Genomic DNA, 21,491 nt, shown 5'->3' with positions numbered 1-21,491 from the left:
ACATCAGGGGGAAAAAATTCAATCGGCGGGGTTGTATTTTTTATCCTGAGTGTGAAGCAAGTGATGGTGAAGGTCCTCAAATAAATCCTGGAGAGCTATCAGCTCATAAAACAGTATAATTTTTTCACTTAACTGATGCTCATAATTATATTTTTTAACCGGTCGGGAAATAGAAAATTCGTACCGTAAATGATTATTAAGTTCATCTATTAACCTGATGTAGTCATCTTTTAAAGGTTCGTCCATGTGGGACAGCATATGGCTGAATTCTGCCCGGGTGAGCTTAATTAATCTTCTTTCATAATCGGAAAGTTTCATTGTTTTGGGTAAAAAATGTAAATTACCGAGATGTAAACCTGCCCGCTGGAGGTAATCAGCAGTTTTTTTCAGGCTGACCAGTTCGCGGTATTTAGTAATCTTAAACCGGTGATATTTAAGCTCTTTTCTCTGGTATTCAATAAGCTGCTGTGTATGTGAAAGTTCCCGTTTTAACAAATCATAAGGGTTGGCGTCAAACGTACATTGCCGGATATGTTCTTTGTTATTAATAATTTCTTCGAGGGTACCTGATAAAATATATTTCATGTTTTTAATATGGTTTTTGTGCCGTTTCTTAATTTTCGATAAATAATCAGCAGGCAGAATCAGCACGTTGACAGACGTGGATACAAGAAGCCCGATGGATGTCGTTCCTAAGCGGATAAGGAAAGAATAAAATAAATCCCCGTGTAAATCAGGAATCATAGCGACCGCAGTTAAAGCAGCTACTAATGTTCCGGAATGAAGCTTTAATTTCTGGCAGAAAATAATAGTTAAAGCACCTGCGAGAGTGTAAGATAAAGGGCTTTCTCCAAATAAATACACAGAGCCGGCTGCCAGGCCGGCACCAATGGCTGAGGCAGGGAACCGTTCCATCCCTTTTCTTATCGAATCGTGTGTGGTGGGTTCAACGGTTACGATCGCAGTAATCACTGCAAAAATAGCCGGAAGACCCAGGGCAAGACAAATGAATGATGTAATAAAAATGGCAATAGCTGTTTTGATAATCCTTCTTCCTATAATTCCTTTTCTAATTATTTTCAATTTCACTGTGAGTCACTCCGAATCTGTTTATTCATCAGTCTAATTGTATCATGGAAAGATCTATCTATATTACTTACTGTTTTTTTGATACAATAAAAAGTACGAACGTATGATTGTATATTCTACATTTAAAGCTTAGAGGTGAACAAGATGGCTATAAATTTTGTGACAGGACGGGCAGGAAGCGGTAAAACGACCCGCATTGAAAAGGAAATACTTGAATTGGCGAGGGCTGACCCGCAGGGGGCTCCTGTCATATATCTTGTGCCTGACCAGATGACATTCCAAGTAGAAAGAAACCTGATAAAGAAATTTGGACGCGGGATGACTCGTGTCCAGGTCCTGAGTTTTTCACGGCTTGCTTTGCGTGTACTTCAGGAAGTTGGAGGGATCTCCCGTTATCATATTGAAAAGACCGGCATCCATATGCTCATACGAAAAATAATCGAACGGAATAAAGAAAGTTTTCAAATGTTTCAAAAAACGTCTGCAAGACCTGGTTTTGTGGAAAAAATGGAACAGACCATAACTGAAATGAAACGATATCAGATAGATGCTGAAACACTTCGGGAAGAAATTATTTTATTGGAAAATGAAGAAGAACGTTCAGCCTCTGGAAAAATGATGCTTGATAAGCTTGTTGATATCCATATCATATTATCCCGTCTTGAAAAAGAGCTGACCGATAAGTACGTGGGTTCTGAAGACTACCTCCAATTGCTTGCAGAAAAACTGCCTGAGTCTGGAAACCTGAAAGGGACAGCTTTTTATATTGATGGATTTTACAGCTTCACACCTGTGGAAATGAATGTATTGAGGGAGATATTTAAAATAGCGGAGAATGTCACTATTTCTCTCACATTGGACCAACCTAAAGCTCCCGGCCATATACTTCACCCGCTGGACTTATTTTATGAAACCGGAACTACATATCAGCAGCTGATTTTATTGTGTGAAGACTGTGAACTAAGTGATTTTTCCACTGAGGTTCTTGATGTGGCTAAACGGTTTAAAACTAAAGGCCTGCAGCATCTTGAAGCCAACGGTGGAAGAAGGCCTGCACCTCCCTCAGAAGACAGCGACGGCGTAAATCTCATAAGTGCCGTGCACAAGAGGGGAGAAGTGGAGCGAGTGGCAAGAGAAATTACGTCACTCGTTCGCTCCCATAATTACCGTTATGGCGAGATTGCCATTTTGCTTAGGAACATGGGAGAATATGCCGATTATTTTGAAACAGTTTTCCGGGATGAAAATATCCCGTTTTTTATGGATGAAAAACGTTCGGCCCTTAATCATCCGCTAGTGGAATTGATCCGCTCAACACTTGAAATAATTCACCGTCACTGGCGTTATGAATCTGTTTTCCGGGCGCTAAAAACAGAATTTTTATTTCCTGACTCAGAAAATATCCGCGAGAAAGTTGACCAGCTGGAGAACTATGTTCTCGCTTATGGAATACAGGGCAAAAGGTGGTACAGTGACGAGCGGTGGACTTATCACCGGATGAAAACAACGGCAGAGTACGAAAGAGACAAAACGAAAGAAGAATACGTTTATGAAGAAGAGATTAACAGTTTAAGAGAAGAATTATTACATCCTGTCTTTTTGTTCCAAAAGCGCCTGAAAAAATCACGAACAGTCAGAGACTATTGCAGTGATTTATTTCAACTTCTGGAAGATATTGGAGCTGCTGAAAAACTTGAACGATTGAGAAATGAGGCTGCCGGTGACCAAAACTTAAGGGAAGCCAGGGAGCATGACCAAATGTGGGACGGAATCATCCATTTGCTTGATCAAATGGTAGAAACGAGCGGGGATGAGCCGGTCAGCTTTGAATTATTTATGCAGATGATAGACACAGGTTTTGAAAGCATGAAATTTTCGATTATACCTCCAGCGTTTGACCAGGTTGTTGTAGCCAGCATGGAGACATCAAGGCTATCCAATATTCGCTGTGCATTTATTATGGGAGTCAATGATGGTGTGATCCCTGCAAAACCTGATGAAGGAAGAATGATTTCAGAAGAAGAACGGGAACTTTTGGAGGAGAAAGGGCTTGAACTGGCGCCCGGGGCACAGCGCCAGTTATTAAATGAAAATTTTCTGATCTATATGGCCCAGTCGACCCCTTCTGAAAAACTATATTTAACTTATCCGTTAGCAGATGAAGAGGGGCGGAGTCTGCAGCCTTCTATGATTTTGAATCAGCTTTATGACTTGTTTCCTTCTTTGGAACAGGACTTCGCGTGTGATACACCTGCCGATGCTGGCGAGTCAAATGAAATAGAGTTTATTAACCATCCGCAGAAAACTCTATCTTATTTAACTCAGCAATTGCAAGGCTGGAAACGAGGCTATCCTATTTCAAAAGTATGGTGGGATACGTATAACTGGTTTATTAATCAGCCTGTCTGGTCCGGCAAAGCAGAGCAAGTACTCCGAAGCCTTACCTATCATAATAAGCCGGAACCTATCTCCCGGCAGCTGACTGAAAAATTATACGGGAAAAAACTTAAAACCAGTGTTTCAAGAATGGAGCAGTTTAATGCATGTCCTTTTTCACAGTTTGCTAATTACGGGTTGAAACTTAAAGAAAGAGAAACGTACAAACTGGAAGCTCCGGACATAGGGACACTTTTTCATGCGGCGCTGAAAGAAATGGCTGAAGCTTTGCGGCAGAAAGGGAAAGATTTCTCACACTTGTCAAAGCAGGAAGCCTCTCAGATGGCTAAAACAATTGTAGACCAGCTGGCACCAAAAATTCAGAGGCAAATTCTCCTCAGCTCGAGCCGTTTCAACTACATCCAGCAGAAGCTTGAACAAGTGGTAGCCCGAGCTTCAGCAGTTCTTGCAGAGCAGGCGAAAAAAACCGGTTTTTCTCCTGCTGGACTGGAAGTCGGTTTTGGGCCTGACGAACAGCTGCCTCCGTTGACATTTCAGCTGGAAAACGGGTATACGGTGGAGCTGGCAGGAAGAATAGATCGTGTTGACAAAGCAGAGAGTGAAGAGGGTCTGTATGTCAGAATTCTTGATTATAAATCCAGTTCCAAAGACATTAATCTGGACGACGTTTATTACGGTCTGGCGATGCAAATGCTGATTTATTTGGATGTTGTCCTCAGTTTTGCTGGAGATTGGCTCGGGTCAGAAGTATCGCCGGCAGGCGTTCTTTACTTCCATGTCCACAACCCAATGATTCAGGCAGAGGAGAAACTTACAATCGAAGAAATAGAAGAAAAAATACTGAAAGAATTTAAAATGAAAGGGCTGCTGTCTTCTTCTTTAAATGCGCTTAAGCAAATGGATCTGACACTGGAACAAGGCCGTTCAGACATTGTGCCGGCAGGATTAAAAAAAGACGGAAAGCCTTATGCAAATTCTAAGGTGATTTCTCCTGATGACTATGAAAATTTAAGGACTCATTTAAGAAATCATGTCAAACAGATAGGCGAATCTATTTTAAATGGTAATATTGCTCTTACACCTTATAAGAAGAAACAGAAAATACCATGTACCTTTTGTTCTTTCAAATCGTTTTGCCAATTTGATGCGAGTCTTGATTCAAACGATTACCGGCACCTGCCGGCTCAATCAAATGACGACATATTAAAAGTAATACGGGGAGGAGGAGACACAGATGAAAATGAAAGCTAAACCTGAAAACGTCACATGGACTGATGAACAGTGGCAAGCAATTGCTGCTGAAGGAAACAATATTCTTGTGGCGGCAGCTGCCGGCAGTGGAAAGACTGCGGTGCTCGTTGAACGGATTATCAGGAAGATAGAAGATACAGAGCATCCTGTTGATGTGGACAGACTTTTAATTGTTACTTTTACTAATGCGGCAGCAGCTGAAATGAGACACAGGATTGGGGAAGCTCTCGAGAAAAAACTTGCCTCTGATCCCCGTTCCCTCCACTTGAGGAGGCAGCTCTCTATACTCCAGAGAGCAAATATTTCCACTCTCCATTCGTTTTGCATGAATGTGGTCCGTAAATATTATTATGAAGTGGACGTAGATCCAAATTTCCGCATCCTTGATCAAACGGAAGGCGAACTGATTAGAGAAGAAATGATAGATGACCTGTTTGAAGAAGAATACGGGAGAAAAGATAATCAGGCGTTTTTTAATGTGGTTGACCAGTTCAGCGGTGACAGGTCTGATGATAAACTGAGAAATTTGATCCTTCATTTATATGATTTTTCCCGTTCCCATCCCGAGCCGTTCCGGTGGCTTGATGAATTAGTCCTTAATTATGAAGTGGAAGAGGCTGAGGCGTTAGCAGATCTGCCATGGGGAAAGGAAGCAGTCTGTCATGCTGATAAACAAATAAGAAACGCGGTTGAATTACTGGAGCAGGCCCTTAAACTTACAGAAGAACCCGACGGTCCGGCAAAGTATGCAGAGACGTTATTAAATGACATCAGTCAGCTCGAACAGCTAAAGGGCAAAAATTCCTTGAACGACTTATTTGAAGGCTTCCAGACGGTTCGTTTTGGCCGTATGCCGTCTATCGCAAAGAAGGAATTAGTAAATGAGACATTAAAGAACAAAGCCAAAGATCTGCGTGACCAGGCTAAAAAAACCGTAACTGATTGCAAGTCTGCGTTTTTCAATCTTTCTCCCCATACAATTATCGATGATATGAACAAAATGGCGCCGGGAATAAGAAAGCTGACAAGCCTTGTGAAAGATTTTGCTTCCCGCTATATGAACGAGAAAAAAGAAAGAAGCGTTCTGGATTTCAGCGACCTTGAGCACCTGTGCCTGAAAATTTTCACAAGCAAGGAGCGTTCGTCTGAACTGCTCCCATCAGGAGCAGCAAGAGAATATGCCCGCTTTTTTAATGAAGTCCTTGTCGATGAATATCAGGATACTAACCTCGTTCAGGAAACGATCCTGACTTTGATTTCAAAAGGGGATAATTTATTTATGGTAGGGGATGTGAAGCAGTCTATTTACCGGTTCAGACTCGCCGAGCCTTCTTTATTTATGAAGAAATATAAACATTTCACCCCTGGAGGAGAAGGGGAAGGAATGAGAATAGATTTGGCAAGAAATTTCCGAAGCCGTTCCCAAGTGCTTGACGGTACGAACTTTATTTTCCGCCAGGTGATGGATGAAGCAGTCGGTGAAATTGCTTATGATGAAGCAGCCGAGCTCAAATTGGGAAACCGGGATTATCCTGACCAGGAAGGGCTTGAACCAAACCTGCTGTTAATAAATAAGGGAGAGACAGGACTCTCTGCCCATGAAGAAACAATTAACGATTCGGAAATGTCTATGGAAGAAGAACTTGAAACTTCACAGATGGAATCAAGAACATTGATTAAAGAAATAAAATCTCTCATTCAGTCCCAATACCCTGTCTATGATAAAAACATGAAAAAGACACGGCCAGTAACATACAGGGACATGGTTATTCTTATGCGGTCTATGCCCTGGGCAGAAACGATGATGGAAGAATTCAAAAAGGCCGGGATACCCGTATATGCTGAGCTTTCTACCGGGTATTTCGAAGCTGTAGAAGTGCGGATCATGATTTCATTACTAAAAATTATTGATAACCCTTATCAGGATATTCCGCTGGCTTCTGTTTTAAGGTCGCCGGTTATGAATATGACAGAAGAAGAGCTTGCATCGATCCGTCTGTTTGACCAGCCGGCGTCATACTTTGACTGTCTAAAGGCCGCCTCAACAGACATTAACGGGGATAGCGATTTAAGAACAAGGTGTGCTGATTTCTTGAGCCAGCTCAGTTCATGGAGGAAGAAAGCCCGTTCCGGTGCGCTGTCTGAATTGATATGGGATCTTCTCCAAGAGACAGGTTTTTATACTTATGCAGGAGGTATGCCCGGAGGTAAACAGCGGCAGGCGAATCTGCGAGCTCTATATGACAGGGCGCGTTCCTACGAAGCCACTTCCTTCCGTGGGCTTTTCAGATTTTTAAGGTTTATTGAACGGATGGAAGAACGGGGGGACGACCTCGGAACGGCAAGGGCATTAGGTGAGCAGGAAGACGTCGTAAGGATCATGACCGTGCATAAAAGTAAAGGCCTGGAGTTTCCTGTCGTGTTTATTGCAGGAATGAACAAAGTGTTTAACAGGCAGGATATCCGAGGGGATTACCTCCTCCATAAGGAACTTGGCATAGGAACAAAACGAATTGACCCGGAGTTAAGAGTCGCTTATCCTACCCTTGCACAGCAAGTCATCAAAGAGAGGATTAAGGCAGAAACCCTTGCTGAAGAAATGAGAGTGCTGTATGTGGCTCTGACAAGGGCAAAAGAAAAGCTCTTCATTACGGGCACAGTGAAGGAATTTGAAAAGTCTCTTGAAAAGTGGACTGAATCGCTGACCCATAAAGACTGGACTTTGCCGGATATGGCAAGAGAGAAAGCATCAAGCTTTTTAGACTGGGTGGCACCAAGTGTGTTCCGCCATAAGGAAGCAGCCTCTTTACTGGAGCTGTACGGTATAAATACTGAAAGTCTGGCGGAACGAGTGGCGGAAGATCCTTCTTCATGGAAGGTTAAGGTGTTGACTTTACCAGACTTGTACGAAGAGGAAGATACAGGACAGGCTGTTGATAAGGAAATAGAGAGAAACATTAGGGAACTGACAGCAGTCCGGGAAGAGTCAGACCGTAAAGATGAAGTGAATGCGAGGCTGGAATGGCGGTACCCTTATACGGATGCGACGATGCATCAGGCTAAGCAGTCAGTGACCGAATTAAAGAGAGAGCTGGAAGATGAATACAGCGACCGGTCAATGGTTCCGGGTTTTCAATCTAAATACGCTGACAGACCGAAATTTTTACAAAAAGATATCGTAAAACCTTCTGAAAGGGGGGTCATCATGCACACGGTCATGCAGCATATTTCTTTATCCTCTCAGCCAGCTGCGGAAACAGTAGAGAAAGAAGTGAATCAGCTCGTTAAGAAAGAAATCTTTACGCCTGAAGAAGCGGCACATGTCAATATCAACTATATCGTCAGGTTTTTTGAATCAGACTTAGGCAAACAAATGGTTGAATCAGGTGCCGTTTACAGGGAAATTCCATTCAGTTATTGTATGCCTGCTTCTGAAGCCTATACGACCTGGAAGCAGGAAGATGATGAAGCCATGGTGTTTGTGCAGGGAATGATTGATGTCGTATTCAGAGATTCAGATGGCGGGCTGATTTTACTTGATTACAAGACTGATAATATTCAGGACAGATTTCCTTCAGAAAGTAAGGAGACGATTACCAGCTATTTTAAAGAGACGTACCGTTTTCAATTGGAATTGTACCGCCGGGCTCTCTCAGACAGCTGGGGTGAACCGGTAAAAGCATCCTATTTATATTTATTTGACGGCGACTATACAGTGGAGATGTAAGGAGAGCAGATTTATGAGACTACTTCATACTGCCGATTGGCATATTGGCCGGACAATCGAAGGCAGGGACCGGCACAGTGAACATGAAGCCTTTTTTGAAGAACTTACAGAGATTGCGGAAAATGAAAAAGCTGATGCAGTGCTGATGGCAGGTGATGTATTTGATTCTGTAAACCCGCCTGCCAAAGGAGAAGAATTATTTTATGAAAGTATGGCGCGCCTCTCCGATAATGGCAGGCGGCCGGTAATTATCATATCCGGGAATCACGATCATCCCGACAGGCTTGCGGCAGCCAGGACGATTCTTAAGAATCATAATATTTATATTCAGGGTCTGCCGTCTTTAATGCCGCTTCGAATACCGGTGGCTGGCAAGGAGACATTTCTGAGCATAGCAGGTCTTCCTTATCCATCAGAATCACGATTAAAACAGAGCTTTTCCGAATTAAGTGATGAACTTGTTCTTAGAGATGTCTACGGGGAGAAAATCAATGAGTTCTTTAATCGCTTAACAAAGGATTTTTCAGAGCAGGATGTAAGGATTGCGATGAGCCATCTGTTTGTGGCGGGAGGATCGGGAACTGAGTCAGAGAGGCCGATTGAAGTCGGCGGAGCTTATACTGTAAAAGGCACCCAGCTCCCTAAAAACGTCCAGTATACGGCATTAGGGCATTTGCACAGACCACAGGATATTAAGCACAGCCAAGCGCCAGCCCGTTATTCAGGTTCCCCGTTAGCGTTCAGTTTTTCAGAAACAGGCTACACGAAATCGGTGACGATGGTAGAAGTTGAACCCATGAAGGATGCCAGGATTACGGAAATCCCTCTATCTGCGGGAAAGCCTCTAGTTAAATGGAAAGCTGCTGGCGGAATGGAGCAAGTGCATAATTGGGTGCTGGAGAGAAAGGATAGCCATGCGTGGATCGACCTGGAAATCCATATGGATGACATTCCTTCTATGGAAGAGGTTCACAGTCTTAAAAAAGAATATCCCGGCATTTTGACAATCCGGCCGGTGTTTCCGGATACTGAGGAAGACAATTCTTTTGAACGGAAACATGTGGCGATCGATGAACTTTTCAAACAATTCTATGAAAGGCAGACAGGCGGTGCCAGCCCTGATGAGGAATTAACACGTCTATTTCTGGAATTGGTGAATGAGGAAGAGGAGGAGCAGGGGCAATGAGGCCAATTGAGTTAACCCTACAAGGTTTGCACAGCTTCAGAGATAAACAGACAGTAGATTTCTCCAGTTTATGTGAAGGAGGAGTTTTTGGTATTTTCGGTCCGACAGGGAGCGGGAAGTCCTCTATCCTGGATGCAATGACTCTCTCATTATATGGAAAAGTTGAAAGAGCACCGGGCAATACGCAAGGGATACTAAACCATGCTGAAGAACAGCTGGCCGTATCATTTACTTTTTCACTGGGAAAAGGCAAAAGGGAAAATACTTATAAAGTGGAAAGAACCTTTAAACGGACGAAAGAGAACGGATTGCGCCAGGCTACAGCCCGTCTCATAAACGTTACAGAAAACTCTGCCGTCATAGCTGATAAAGCAGGTGATGTAACAAAAGAAGCTGAATCACTTCTTGGCTTATCTATTGATGATTTCACCCGGGCAGTGGTGCTTCCGCAAGGGAAGTTTTCGGAATTTCTGTCATTAAAAGGGACAGAGAGAAGGAAAATGCTTCAACGTTTGTTCCATCTTGAAAAGTACGGAGACGAATTAAATCAGAAACTGCGCCACAGGCTCGTTTCTGCCAGGCATGAAAAAGAACTGATTGAAAAAGAGCAAGCCGGTCTCGGCGAGGCATCTATGCAGTCTTTAAAAAAAGCTGAATCTCATGTGGCTCAGCTGCAGAAACAAATTGAAAAACAGGAAAAAGAGGTTGAGGTTACGCAGAAAGACTATGAAAAAGGTAAACAGAAGAGAGAATGGCATAAACAGCTTCAATTATTGGAAAGAGAACTGGCTAACCTTGAAAAACAAGCGCCTGAAATAGCAGAAAAGAAAGAAAATATTAAATTGGCAAAGGAAGCAAATATTCTTTTTCCATATATCCAGGAAGTAAGTGAAAGTGAAGAGCAGCTAAATCACTGGCAAAAAAAAGAAACCATAGCGCAAGAACAGCTCAAATCTGTTAAACAGGAAGCTGAAGCCAGCAAACAAACGTATGATAAAGCATTTAAAGAGCAAGAAGAACATGAAGTGCCGATTAAATTATTGCTTGAAAATTTCCGGCAAATGGAGGGCAAACAAAAAGACCTTCAATACCGTCAAAAAGAAGCAAATGAGAAGAGTTATAAATGTGATGAACTGAGTAAGGATATTGAAAAACTGAGTGAATCACATAAACAGGTGATGAAAAACAAACAAAAATATGAGGAAGTTCAGGCGAACCTGAAATCACACCTTGCTGAAACGGAGCCTGCCACTGAAGAGAAAAATCAAATGAAGGAAGCGGCCGATAAAAGATATAAGTTAAAATTCCTTGAAGATCAGATAGAAGAAACTAAGGAAAGACTTGAAAAGGCCAGCAAGGATTACGGTAAAGCTGAAGCGGCAGTTGATTCAGTGAATAAAAGTAAAATGAGCCTGTCAGACAAGCTTAAGGAGCGGTTCAGGCAAATCAGTCTGTGGTACAACTTTGTTGAAGACAAAAAGACACTATTAGACACGCTTAAAGCTGGCTTAACGGAAATTCAAGAGCGTGAAAAACAAAATTATTTTAATTCTGCTGTCAACGAATTAAGACGGTCTCTTAATAAAGGAGAGGCTTGTCCCGTCTGTGGTTCGAGAGACCATCACTCGTCTGTTGAACCGGCACATATGCAGGCAGCAGCAGCATCCGAAATTCAGGAAGCTGATAATTATGAGGCATTAGAAGAAGAGATCCGAATGGCAGAAAGACAGTTTGAAGAATCTGTCTGGAGGCTCGATCAGACGGCAAAACAAGCACCTTTTGCGGATCTTTCTCCTGACAGGCATGAAACGGACGAATCGCAGGATGTCCTGCCTCCGCTGGAAGACTCCCGTTTTCCTAACGCGTGGAACGAATGGAAAACGCGGTGGGAAAGCCAGAGAAAAAGTATAGATCACTTAATCAGCCGTTTCAACAGTGAAATTAAAGAATGGACAAAAATCAACGAAGAGACTTCAGGAGAAAATCTGCTATTACAGCAGGCTAAACAGAGATATAGTGACCTGGAAAAAGAACTAGAAGACAAGCGTGCTTCTTATAAACAGGAATTGGCTAATTGGCAGAAACAGTTCCCGCAAATTCCTTACAAAGAAGTCGAACAAATACTGGAAAAATTTCATAAAAGAGAAGAAGAGTCAGAAGCAACAAGAAGCCGGCTGGAAAATAGTGTCCCTGTTATAGATGAGTGCCGGGCTAAGGCAGAGAAAGTTAACGATCAGCTTCAATCCTGTAAAGTGGAATATTCCAAATATGAATCAGAATATAACGAACAGATCAAGAGAATAGAGGAAATCAGGCGGGAAATTGAGACTGTTACCAAGGGAGAAGAGTTAAATCCGCTTATTCAACGTTACGAACAGAAGCTTAATAATTTAATAGCAAACACATCTAACACAAAAGAGCATCTGGAAAAGGCAGAAAATGACTTTAGGAATGCTGAAACGGCTTTAAATGAATGCAGACATGCGATTAAAGAAGCAGAAGAGCGCCATGCTAGAGCATTAGCCAGATGGCGCGAGCAAAAAAAAGACTCGTCCTTCACTGATATTGAAGAGGTGCAGCATTACCGCCAGCAGCCGGAAAAACTGGAGCAATGGGAACAGGATATTTCCGGCCACGAAGACAAATTTAAAGAAATCAGCATGAAATATAAAGAATTACAAACCAATTTAAACGATGTATACCTGACAGAGGAAGATTTAACTGTGCTGGAACAGCGTTTCAAGGAAGCGAAAGTGGAAATGGAACAGCTTCGCACCTCACTGGGAGCAGCTGAACATCAGCTGGAAGACATCAAGCAGAAGATGGAGAGGTATGAAAGCCTTGAAACAAAGAGAAAAGAATATGAGCATATGTTAGACCAGCTTACTAAACTTGATAAAGTGTTCCGCGGGAAAGAGTTCGTAGATTTTATTGCAGAAGAACAGCTGGTACAGGTCAGCAGGCTTGCTTCAGAACGCTTAAGGGTACTGACAAGAGGGAGGTACGCTATAGAAGTGGACTCTGGCGGAGGATTTATTATGAGAGATGACGCTAACGGCGGGGTTAAACGCCCGGTGTCCACCTTATCGGGAGGAGAAACGTTTCTTACCTCACTTGCATTAGCCCTTTCTTTGTCAGCTTCTATTCAGTTAAAAGGGGAACATTCTCTTGAGTTTTTCTTTTTAGATGAAGGGTTCGGCACACTTGACCCTGAATTATTGGAGACTGTAGTGTCTGCTTTGGAACAGCTTCATACAGACCACCTGGCTGTAGGAGTCATCAGTCATGTCCCTGAGTTAAAAGAACGTCTGCCAAGAAAACTTCTTGTTACCCCGGCTGAACCTGGAGGAAAAGGCAGTACAATAAAATTGGAAAATCTATAAAAAAAGTTTGTGAAATTATTACTCTCAAAGTCTGATAAATCAGGCTTTGAGATTTTTTATGAGAAAAGCTGGTAATTTTTTTCGAAAAAAAGGTTGCAAATTATTTCTGCTGTTATATAATACAATACATAATAGAAAATGTTATATAACAGTCAGGAGGAGATGATACACCAATGAAAGAATTAAAGATTTTAAGAGAACCGCCTGAAGGCTGCGGTTTCCTGCTTACAGAAGAAGCGCTGAACTTTTTAATGAAACTCCACCAGTCCTTCGGGGAAGAAAGAAAACAGTTATTACAGCAACGAGGGGAAAGACAGCGTGAGATTGACAGTGGCCTTCTTCCTCATTATCTGGGTGAAACTAAAGAGGTGAGGGATTCAGAATGGACTGTTGCTCCTGTACCTGAAGATATCCAGGACAGAAGAGTAGAAATAACGGGTCCTACAAGCAACCGGAAAATGGTGATAAATGCCTTGAATTCCGGAGCCAAAGTGTTTATGGCTGACTTTGAAGATGCTAATTCACCTTCATGGCTGAATACACTTCAAGGACAGAAAAATATGTACGATGCCATTCGACGGGAAATTGATTTTACGGCTGATAATGGAAAAGATTATGTATTAGCCGAGAATCCCGCCACATTATTCGTAAGGCCAAGAGGCTGGCATTTGGAAGAAAAACACGTGAAAGCAGGAAATGAGTTTATCTCAGCTTCATTGTTTGACTTCGGATTATACATTTTCCACAACTCGGTTGAATTGCTGAAACGTGGGTCGGGGCCTTATTTTTACCTCCCGAAATTAGAGGGATATAAAGAGGCAAGGTTATGGAATGACGTATTTACCTTTGCTGAGAAAGAACTCGGCCTGGATCACGGCACGATTAAAGCTACAGTTCTCATTGAAACACTCACAGGCTCTTTTGAGGCAGATGAAATCTTATATGAGCTCCGTGATCATAGCGCAGGTTTAAACTGTGGACGATGGGACTATATTTTCAGTTATATTAAGCGGTTAAGAAACCATAAAGAATTTATACTGCCTGACCGTTCTGAAGTGACTATGACAGTCAACTTTATGAGAGCGTATACACAATATGTAATCCAGACATGCCACAAACGCGGGGCCCACGCCATTGGCGGTATGGCTGCCCAGATTCCTGTTAAAGATGACCCTGAAAAAAATGAGAAAGCAATGCAGAAAGTCAGGGAAGATAAAGAGCGGGAAGTAAAAGACGGCCATGACGGGACATGGGTGGCACATCCAGGGCTCGTGCCGGTAGCCATGGAAGTATTCGATGAACATATGCCTCAAGCCAATCAGGTCAGCAGACAGCGGGATGATGTGAATATAACTGAAAAAGAGTTACTGGCTGTACCAAAAGGCCAAATTACAGAGGAAGGCGTCCGGTTAAACATCACAGTCTCGCTTCAGTATATGGAAGCCTGGCTTAGAGGGCAAGGAGCTGTTCCGATATTTAACTTAATGGAGGACGTAGCTACTGCTGAAATTTCCAGAGCCCAGCTGTGGCAGTGGATTAACCATCCTGAAGGGAAATTGCCTGACGGAGAAAAAATTACTGTCACGCTCGTAAAAGAGCTTATAGAAGAAGAAGTGGAAAAGTTAAAACAGACGTTTGGGGATGAAAAATTCACAGCTGGTAAATTCAAAGAAGCCGAACAGCTGTTAACCTCAATGATTGAGAAACAAGATTTCGAAGAATTTATGACAATTCCAGCTTATGAAGCGATGATAAAACAAAAGGAGAGTGTTTAATATGACTAAAGAACAGCAAATAAACAAAATTGAAAATGAGTGGAACAGCGAGCGTTATAAAGGAATTGAAAGACCATACAGTGCTGAAGAAGTTTATCAGCTTCAGGGATCCCTTCAAATTGAGCACACACTGGCAAAAAGAGGTGCGGAGAAATTCTGGAAAATGGTTAATGAAGAAGATTACATTAATGCACTTGGTGCATTGACAGGTAATCAGGCTGTACAGCAAGTGAAAGCAGGCTTAAAGGCCATATACTTAAGCGGCTGGCAGGTAGCCGCAGATGCTAACTTATCCGGCCACATGTACCCGGACCAAAGTTTATACCCGGTTAACAGTGTGCCTCAGGTAGTTAAACGGATTAACCAGGCTCTGCAACGTGCAGACCAGATTGAACATAGTGAAGGCGGAGCTGAAAGAGACTGGTTCGCCCCTATTGTAGCTGATGCTGAAGCTGGTTTTGGCGGACAGCTGAACGTCTTTGAGCTAATGAAAAGCATGATTGAATCAGGAGCCGCAGCAGTTCATTTTGAAGATCAGCTTTCTTCAGAGAAGAAATGCGGTCACTTAGGCGGTAAAGTGCTGCTGCCTACACAACAAGCCGTAAAGAACTTAATATCTGCCCGTCTGGCTGCGGATGTTTCCGGTGTGCCTACAGTTATTATCGCACGGACAGATGCTAATGCGGCTAACCTGATTACAAGCGATGTAGATGAATATGACCATGAATTTATTCATGGAGAAAGAACACCTGAAGGGTTTTACCGCACACGGGCAGGTATCGACCAGGCGATCAGCCGAGGATTGGCTTATGCACCATATGCCGATATGATCTGGTGCGAAACTTCTGAACCGAACTTGGAGGAAGCCCAGAAATTTGCTAATGCCATTCATGAAAAGTATCCAGGCAAACTGCTTGCTTATAACTGCTCGCCTTCGTTCAACTGGAAAAAGAAACTTGATGACGAAACAATTGCGAAATTCCAGCAGGAACTTGGTAAAATGGGTTACAAATTCCAATTTGTTACTCTTGCAGGTTTCCATTCACTTAACCACAGCATGTTCGAACTTGCTAAAGGCTATAAAGAAAGTGGTATGGCTGCCTACTCTAAACTTCAGGAAAGTGAATTTGCAAGTGAGAAAGACGGTTATTCCGCAACTAAGCACCAGCGCGAAGTAGGTACTGGATACTTTGACAGTGTTGCAACAGTTGTTTCCGGCGGCACCTCGTCTACAACAGCACTTAAAGGGTCGACAGAGGAAGAACAATTCACGACATCGTCGTAATCCGGCATATAAGAGATTATTAGAGGAAAAATATTAATAGATTTCAATATCACTAAATCTCCCCCTGAGAAAGGGGGATTTTTTATTAATCGCTTTCATAAAATCTCTTTACAAAACAAAATCGTATTATTATCATCAAGTTAGTGGAAATGTCACCAGTTTGCCACCAAAAACAGCGTATGATTGTTTATAATAAATATATATAAAGGGGAGAATATGAATATAAGAGGGGGGAGACAGATGATTTTATATGTTTTAACCGAGGAAGAGTGGGAATTTGCCCAGGAAGAAGAAGAATATTGGCCAGAAGATTTTGACGACCGGGGCTACATTCCATGCGCTAATCCCGGTCAAACAGAGCATCTTGTCAATGAGCTGAATCTCACTGACGAACCCTTAGTACTTTTAACTATTGATCCGGATAAACTGGAAAGTGTGATTATTTATGAAGATGTCCATGAATGTGGAACAATGTCGCCTCATATTTACGGTTATATAAATATAGATGCAGTGACAGGCACCGAGCATTATGAACTTTCCAGACATCCTATGCCTTCCTGATAAAATAGTAAAAAGTACAAAAGCGCCCCCTGAACGGGAGCGCTTTTTTTTGGTTCTGTATTTGCTGCTGGTTTTAAACCCCATTTATCCTCATTTTATCTTTCTTAAACAGTTTTTGTCTTAAGTTTAAGGTACTCATCGTAAGTAATTTCTTTATCGAATACACCTTCACCGCGAATTTCTATAATACGGTTCGCGATAGACTGATTAAACTGATGATCATGGGAAGTGAAAATAAGTGAGCCTTTAAAATTAATCAAACCATTGTTTAAGGCAGTAATGGATTCTAAATCCAGATGGTTTGTAGGTTCATCAAGAAGGAGAACATTAGCACCGCTGAGCATCATTTTAGAAAGCATGCAACGGACTTTTTCTCCTCCGGAAAGGACACTGGCTTTCTTTTTAGCTTCTTCTCCTGAGAAGAGCATACGTCCTAAGAAGCCGCGCAGAAAAGTTTCTGTCTGGTCTTCAGGTGAATACTGGCGCAGCCAGTCGACAAGGTCTAAGTTACATCCCTCAAAGTAAGCAGAATTATCTTTAGGGAAATAAGACTGCGAAGTAGTAACGCCCCACTTAAAAGATCCGCTGTCAGGTTCTACTTCTCCCATTAAGATCTGCATTAATACTGTTTTAGCATTTTCATTTGGTCCAACAAGGGCGACTTTATCATCTTTTTTCAGCGTAAACGACACATTGTCGAGAAGTTTTTCGCCATCAATTGTTTTAGTCAGTCCTTGAACGGATAAAAGATCATTTCCTATTTCACGGTCAGGTTTAAATGCGACATATGGGTACTTTCTGGAAGACGGTTTAATATCATCCAGTTCGATCTTATCAAGAAGCTTTTTTCGGGAGGTGGCCTGTTTGGATTTAGATGCGTTGGCACTGAACCTCGCTACAAAGTTTTGTAATTCTTTGATCTTTTCTTCTTTCTTTTTATTTTGTTCCTGAGCCATCTTTAGAGCAAGCTGGCTGGATTCATACCAGAAGTCATAGTTTCCTACGTAAATCTGGATTTTTCCAAAGTCCACATCTGCAATATGGGTACAGACATTGTTAAGGAAGTGACGGTCATGGGAAACGACAATAACCGTATTGTTAAAATTAATTAAGAATTCTTCAAGCCATTGAATTGCTTCAATGTCCAAGCCGTTTGTCGGCTCATCGAGAAGAAGAACATCAGGGTTTCCAAACAGCGCCTGAGCTAAAAGTACTTTAACTTTTTCTCCTCCGGTAAGTTCAGCCATTTTTTTAGCATGATATTCTTCGGTAATACCAAGACCGCGTAATAAAACAGCTGCATCAGATTCGGCTTCATACCCGTTCATTTCTGCGAATTCACCTTCAAGTTCTGCTGCTTTCATACCGTCTTCATCAGAGAAATCAGGCTTCATATAAATCTCATCTTTTTCTTTCATAACCTCATACAGCCGCTCGTATCCCATTATGACAACATCCAGAACGACTTGGTCTTCATACTCAAAGTGATTTTGTTTAAGAACTGCCATCCTGTGTCCCGGCGGCAAATGTACATGGCCTGTTTGCGATTCCACTTCACCTGACAATACTTTCAGAAAGGTTGATTTGCCTGCTCCGTTCGCTCCGATAAGCCCGTAGCAATTTCCCGGAGTAAATTTAATATTCACATCTTCAAACAGCTTCTTGTCTCCAAAACGTAAGCTGACATCAGTTACATTAATCATGTTTATCTCATCCTCTTCGTTAAATTACGTTGAAAATTATAACATCAATAGAGTATAATTACGAGTTTCTGCTAAAAGAATCTTGAAGTCATATAGACAAAATCGAAGGCTTATATTGTTCTCCATACATAAAACGGAAGTTTTGAAGCAGGGGACTTCGCAAATTTCCTTTGTAGAACGCTTTCAAAAGAATCCGGCTTTACTATGGTGAAAATAGTTCCTATGAGTTGACCTGCTGTCTGAATGTTAATTTTTAAAATAATTAGAAAATCAAGGAATCGTATGAGGTTTAACCGGAAGTAAAAACGGCAATGAGTTATAGGTGCTGTAACGCGGGGCTAGAAGAAAGGATGTTTATATGAAGACTTACCAAGATTTGATTCATCTTATGAAAAAACATCCCGAACTGATTGAATCATCTATTATATTCAAAAAATCTTTTACGACATTTACAAAAAAATTAACTCAACTGATATATGAAGATAAAGAAAAGAAAGAATGGATTGTATATTTTTTTTATGAAGGGATAACAGCGAGCGAGCTCGGAATCTTTTTTGAGGAAATGTCAAAAAAGATAAAAGACAGCAATAATTTCTGTTTCTGCCTCGCAAGCCCTCAAATAGAGGATCGCCACAAAAAATTGCTGGATAATCTGGATTTAAGATGGATTCAGTTAGACGAAAGAAAGATCCAACATTTAACAGAAAAAACTCAGAATAGCCCCGCATTGCAAAATAAGGAGGTAAAATCAGAATACAGCGATGCGTTAATTGTCTTTGGAGAAGGGTTATTCCGGGCAGATCTCAATACGAGCTGGCATGAGTTCGTGCTTCTGGCAGCAGGACAGGAATTCCCATTCATGGAAGAAAAGGAAGACAGTTATAAAAAAAGGCTTTTCCAAATTTACTACAGACATAAGCTCAAATACGAAGGATCGCTTGTATTAAAATATGAGGATGTGCCTTCTGACATAAAAATTCCCAGGTATCTGACTGTGTACCTTGATGAAATAAATCAAGGAAACTCTCAGCCTGAGCATTCTGAACCTATCGCAGGAGTTGATCTGCAGGAATGCCTGGACTGGAAAAAAGGCTTATTTGTAACTGAAATACCAGTAACAGATGAGAAGGTGACTGAAAAGGATGTCCAGAGAATGGAAGTACTGCTTGAGAAATGGGGCCTTCAATATAATCATTCTTTTTTTCTTAATGATTACAGTTCAGGGGATCTTGAATATTTTATTCAGAAATTAATTACGGTTAGCATGATGATTAAAGCAGCGAAGAGGAAAAATCCTTCATTTATATAAAAATTCCGCCTGTTTTCTCACAGGCGGAATAGATTAAATGACTTTTAGAAGATAAGTAATGCAGCTGTGATGCCAACGACACCAATTAATGCCATGATATATACTGGCTTAACTGGCATTTCCCCATCGTTATCCATCGCTTTACCGAACATATAGAAAACTAAAGGATGGACAAGAAACGGCATAGAGAAAATAAACGGAATTAATGACGCAGCTTCAGTGCCGAACATACCTTCCTGAATGGCCGCAAATAAACCGAAATGCGAAATCGCGCTTGCCTGGGCCATTGCTCCATAATCCATTGCCATGGCGCTCAAGCTAAGCATGGTGAGACCTCCAAATACAGCACAGATCTGCCAGCCGAAAGAAAACTGCATTAAAGCATTGACTTCTTTTTTATCGCTGCCATTAGCTGCTCTTAAATTTCTTAAAGCGAGCACCGTTAAAACGACACCAATGGTTACTAATATGAAAGACGGCCAAAGCCAAAGGCTGCCTCTGTCTGCACTGATAGCCAGGATTGAGAAAACAAATATATGGCCAAAAAACGGAATATTAATCATGATTGGAGCCCGTTTTGCAGCTGTATTTCCAAAATCGCCGGCTGTACATGCTCCTGTTAACCCGGAGTGGGAAAGGGCGCCTGCCATTCCCGGTGCCAGGTTACGGGCATGAGAAGTTTTTGCAAAATACATCAGTAATGCAATTCCTCCGAACATCCACAGTAACTGTCCGAAAAAGCCGTAAGCAAGCACGGCATTCATACCGTCAATGGTGAACGCTTCACCTACTCGTGAGCCCCCGACCATAAAGTTTGCCGCTAATACTACAGGAATCCCTCCGAACAACAGAGCACGGATAGTAGGGCCGAAAGTCCAGCGGTAAAGCACCGCTCCCAGACCTGCTGCAATCATCATTGCAAAGAATATTTGCGGAAGTGCTATAAGCGGCTGTACAATTTGAGCAATATGATAAGAGAGTAACAGGACAGCAAGAATACCTGTAATTTCGAGCAACCCTTTTCGAATGTAAAGGCGTTTGTCTGTAATACGCGCTTTATTATCTATAAATATGATCGCACAGACAAGACCTATATAAGCAATCAGAGGGTAATACGTGCTCAGCATTTTATCCTGCCCAGTCCCAAGAATCATTCTGGACAACCCTTCAATACCCAGCAGGAGAAAAAATGACCGTAAAATGAAAATAAATTGAGTTCTTGTCGTTCCTAATACAGTTTCCTCTTCAGATGGTACAACCATACTGTCTGTTTCATCTTTCTTATTGCCAAGAATTTTCCTTAATTCCTGGCCCCCCACAAAGAAAGATACCGTTAATGCAATAATGGTGGTACCAGCCATCAGATTGACGAAAGGGAACTCTCCCAGTCCAGGTGTCCCCACATCACTTAAAACGAGGATATATCCGAGTGACAACCCGAAAATAACGATGATAAGAATAGGCGAATACCTTGTCCCAGCTACTACAGTCCTTGAAATAATAACCATAGGTATAAGGAAGAATAATAATATCCAAAATTGGTTTAATAGCTGTAAACTGGTAATTTGTTCTGCAATGTCCATACTACAACCCCTTATTAATTTTTTTACCGAAGAATATCTTATCCTATTAAAGGGTTCAGGTAAATACCCTTTAAAATAATTGTTTTACAATAATGTTAAATTTATGGACAATCTTAAAAACCATATGAAAAATCAACCGGATTTTTTATTTGTCATTAAAAGGTCACAATGAATACGTTATCATTGTGAATGTGAAATACTTCACAATTTGTTCATTTATTTTTCTTTTTCCTCAGGCTATA

General features: G+C 41.7%; 11 protein-coding genes. 8 read left to right on the top strand and 3 right to left on the bottom strand.

Going from position 1 to position 21,491, the window contains the following annotated elements; translation table 11 throughout:
• Window positions 1–18: 18 nt before the first annotated feature.
• A complete protein-coding gene (locus BMW59_RS14760) occupies window positions 19–1,089 on the bottom strand; it encodes an FUSC family protein (protein ID WP_093053850.1) in 1,071 nt (356 codons plus the stop codon).
• Window positions 1,090–1,233: 144 nt separating this feature from the next.
• Here BMW59_RS14760 and addB point away from each other — a divergent pair, with 144 nt between their 5' ends.
• The 7 genes from addB to BMW59_RS14725 all read left to right on the top strand — a co-directional run bounded on the left by addB (window position 1,234) and on the right by BMW59_RS14725 (window position 16,654).
• A complete protein-coding gene (gene addB / locus BMW59_RS14755) occupies window positions 1,234–4,737 on the top strand; it encodes a helicase-exonuclease AddAB subunit AddB (protein ID WP_093053848.1) in 3,504 nt (1,167 codons plus the stop codon).
• Window positions 4,721–8,464: a helicase-exonuclease AddAB subunit AddA gene (gene addA / locus BMW59_RS14750; RefSeq protein ID WP_093053845.1), complete on the top strand. Its 3,744-nt coding sequence runs from the start codon at window positions 4,721–4,723 to the stop codon at window positions 8,462–8,464. Before addB ends, addA begins: the two co-directional genes overlap by 17 nt.
• A gap of 13 nt (window positions 8,465–8,477) precedes the next feature.
• Window positions 8,478–9,650 (top strand): metallophosphoesterase family protein, encoded by a 1,173-nt coding sequence (locus BMW59_RS14745; protein ID WP_093053842.1) that lies wholly within the window; start codon window positions 8,478–8,480, stop codon window positions 9,648–9,650.
• Entirely contained in the window at window positions 9,647–13,033 is a 3,387-nt protein-coding gene (locus BMW59_RS14740; protein WP_093053839.1) for an AAA family ATPase, read from the top strand. Before BMW59_RS14745 ends, BMW59_RS14740 begins: the two co-directional genes overlap by 4 nt.
• Before the next feature lie 173 nt (window positions 13,034–13,206).
• Window positions 13,207–14,808: a malate synthase A gene (gene aceB / locus BMW59_RS14735; RefSeq protein WP_093053836.1), complete on the top strand. Its 1,602-nt coding sequence runs from the start codon at window positions 13,207–13,209 to the stop codon at window positions 14,806–14,808.
• Between the two features lies 1 nt (window position 14,809).
• Window positions 14,810–16,093 (top strand): isocitrate lyase, encoded by a 1,284-nt coding sequence (gene aceA / locus BMW59_RS14730; protein ID WP_093053833.1) that lies wholly within the window; start codon window positions 14,810–14,812, stop codon window positions 16,091–16,093.
• 240 nt (window positions 16,094–16,333) lie between these two features.
• On the top strand, window positions 16,334–16,654 hold the full coding sequence (locus tag BMW59_RS14725; RefSeq protein WP_177174360.1) for a DUF952 domain-containing protein: 321 nt from the start codon (window positions 16,334–16,336) through the stop codon (window positions 16,652–16,654).
• 104 nt (window positions 16,655–16,758) lie between these two features.
• Here BMW59_RS14725 and BMW59_RS14720 read toward each other — a convergent pair whose 3' ends face one another.
• The gene (locus BMW59_RS14720; protein WP_093053827.1) at window positions 16,759–18,357 is read right to left on the bottom strand and encodes an ABC-F family ATP-binding cassette domain-containing protein; all 1,599 of its coding nucleotides are present in this window, start codon (window positions 18,355–18,357) and stop codon (window positions 16,759–16,761) included.
• A gap of 358 nt (window positions 18,358–18,715) precedes the next feature.
• Here BMW59_RS14720 and BMW59_RS14715 point away from each other — a divergent pair, with 358 nt between their 5' ends.
• Window positions 18,716–19,666, top strand: coding sequence for a hypothetical protein (locus BMW59_RS14715; RefSeq protein ID WP_093053824.1), 951 nt, complete (start codon window positions 18,716–18,718; stop codon window positions 19,664–19,666).
• Window positions 19,667–19,710: 44 nt separating this feature from the next.
• Here the strand turns inward: BMW59_RS14715 and BMW59_RS14710 are convergent, their stop codons facing one another.
• Window positions 19,711–21,249: a hypothetical protein gene (locus tag BMW59_RS14710; RefSeq protein ID WP_093053821.1), complete on the bottom strand. Its 1,539-nt coding sequence runs from the start codon at window positions 21,247–21,249 to the stop codon at window positions 19,711–19,713.
• Between the last annotated feature and the right edge of the window lie 242 nt (window positions 21,250–21,491).

Source organism: Salipaludibacillus aurantiacus (genome assembly GCF_900111295.1).
In the GTDB taxonomy this organism is placed as follows: domain Bacteria; phylum Bacillota; class Bacilli; order Bacillales; family Salisediminibacteriaceae; genus Salipaludibacillus; species Salipaludibacillus aurantiacus.
The sequence above is the reverse complement of the archived record's forward strand: the minus strand, read 5'-3'. Positions and strand labels throughout refer to the sequence as shown.